Annotated in this window: 3 protein-coding genes; all 3 read left to right on the plus strand. The window is 64.2% G+C overall.

Annotation, left to right across the window (positions count from 1 at the left end):
- Positions 1–406, plus strand: a 406-nt coding sequence (locus EOA60_RS31490) for a sulfite exporter TauE/SafE family protein (protein ID WP_164899712.1), incomplete at its 5' end; no start/stop codon positions are given.
- A complete protein-coding gene (locus tag EOA60_RS31495) occupies positions 406–1,194 on the plus strand; it encodes a TIGR02186 family protein (protein ID WP_067322676.1) in 789 nt (262 codons plus the stop codon). The genes EOA60_RS31490 and EOA60_RS31495, both read left to right, overlap by 1 nt.
- Before the next feature lie 172 nt (positions 1,195–1,366).
- Positions 1,367–1,778: Hsp70 family protein (locus EOA60_RS31500; RefSeq protein ID WP_164899713.1), on the plus strand; the 412-nt coding region annotated here is incomplete at its 3' end.

Consider the following 1,778-nt stretch of genomic DNA (forward strand, 5'->3'; position numbering starts at 1 on the left):
GTTCGTCAGTATCATCCCGGTGCTCGGCCTCGGCGCGGCAATCGGCTTCCTGTCGTCGATCATGGGCGTCGGCGGCGGCTTCATCATGGTGCCGGCGCTGATCTACCTGCTCAAGGTGCCGACCAACGTCGTTATCGGCACCTCGCTGTTCCAGATCATCTTCACCTCGGCCTACACCACGCTGGTGCATGCCACGACGAACCAGACGGTCGACGTGATCCTGGCCTTCCTGCTGATGGCGGGCGGCGTTGCCGGCGCGCAATATGGCGCCAAGGCGGGCCAGCGGCTGCGGGGCGAGCAGTTGCGGGCGCTTCTGGCGCTGTTGGTTCTGGCCGTCGCCATCCGTCTGGCCATCGACCTCTTCGTGACGCCTCCCAATCGCTATTCGCTCGCGGGCCTGACCTGATGGGGCCGTTGAGAGCGTTCGCAGCCGCCATCCTGTCGCTCGCTGCCGCAGCACTGCCGGCGGCGGCACAGACGCCGGCGACGGAAAGCATCCAGATCGGCCTGTCGACCGACGCCATTTCGATTACCGCCGGGTTTTCCGGCGCTGACCTCACCATTTTCGGCTCGCTCGAAAATCCCGATCCGCTGATCGCGCGCCAGGGACGCTACGATGTCATCGTCGTGCTGGAGGGTCCCGCCCGCCCCGTCGTCGTGCGCCGCAAGGACAGGGTGCTCGGCGTCTGGATCAATCTGGAATCGGAGACTTTCGAGAACGTGCCGGTATCCTACTCGGTGGCGACGACCCGCCCGCTGCAGGACATCACCGAGCCGAACAGCTACAAGCAGCTGTCGCTCGGCGCTTCGAACCTCTACATGCAACCGGCCGAGCCCAGCGACAGCCCGATCACGATCGAGGAATTCACCTCGGCACTTCGCGAGCGCAAGACGGCGACCGGCCTTTACAGCGAGAATGTCGGGGGCGTCCAGTTCCTGTCGCAGAACCTGTTCCGCGCCACCGTCCGGCTCGCGCCCAACATCCCGGTCGGCACCCATAAGGCACGCGCCTTCCTGTTCAAGAGCGGCATGTTCGTGAAGGAGAGCTCGGCCCAGCTCGAAATCCGCAAGTCCGGTTTCGAACAGTCGATCTTCCGCGTCGCGCACGACTATTCCTTCCTCTACGGCGTGTTCGCCGTGTCCCTTGCCATGCTCACCGGCTGGCTCGGACGCATCGTTTTCCGCAAGGATTGACGTTTTTCGCGCGAATGAGGGTTCCCCTGTTCCCGGATTTGGGATAAGTCGCCGCCTCCCAACTCGGGGACAAGCACACATTCAATTCGGCAGAGCGGTCCGGCGACCGGGTGACGGCGCGTTTTTCGACGCCGGCGATGCGCTGCGACGAAACCAATGACAGGAGGCTGCTATGCATCCAGCATTCGGCGGCATCGATTTCGGCACGTCCAATTCCACAGTGGGCGTGATCCGCCACGGCCGGGCGCAACTGGTAGCACTGGAGGGCGAACAGCCCACCTTGCCGAGCGCCGTCTTCTTCAACTTCGAGGACGGCCACACCTATTTCGGCCGCCGCGCAATCGCCGACTACACCGACAGCGTGGAGGGCCGGCTGATGCGCTCGCTGAAAAGCGTTCTCGGCAGCTCGCTCGCCAACGAGAAGACGCGCATCAAGGCGCGCCTGATCGGCTTCACCGACATCATCGGCTTATTCATCAGCCATTTGAAGAAGCGGCTGGAAGAGGATGCCGGCGGCCCGGTCGAACGCGTCGTGCTCGGCCGCCCCGTGCAGTTCGTCGATGACGATGCCGACGCCGACGCCA

It is taken from the genome of Mesorhizobium sp. M1A.F.Ca.IN.020.06.1.1 (genome assembly GCF_004023265.1).
Taxonomy (GTDB): domain Bacteria; phylum Pseudomonadota; class Alphaproteobacteria; order Rhizobiales; family Rhizobiaceae; genus Mesorhizobium.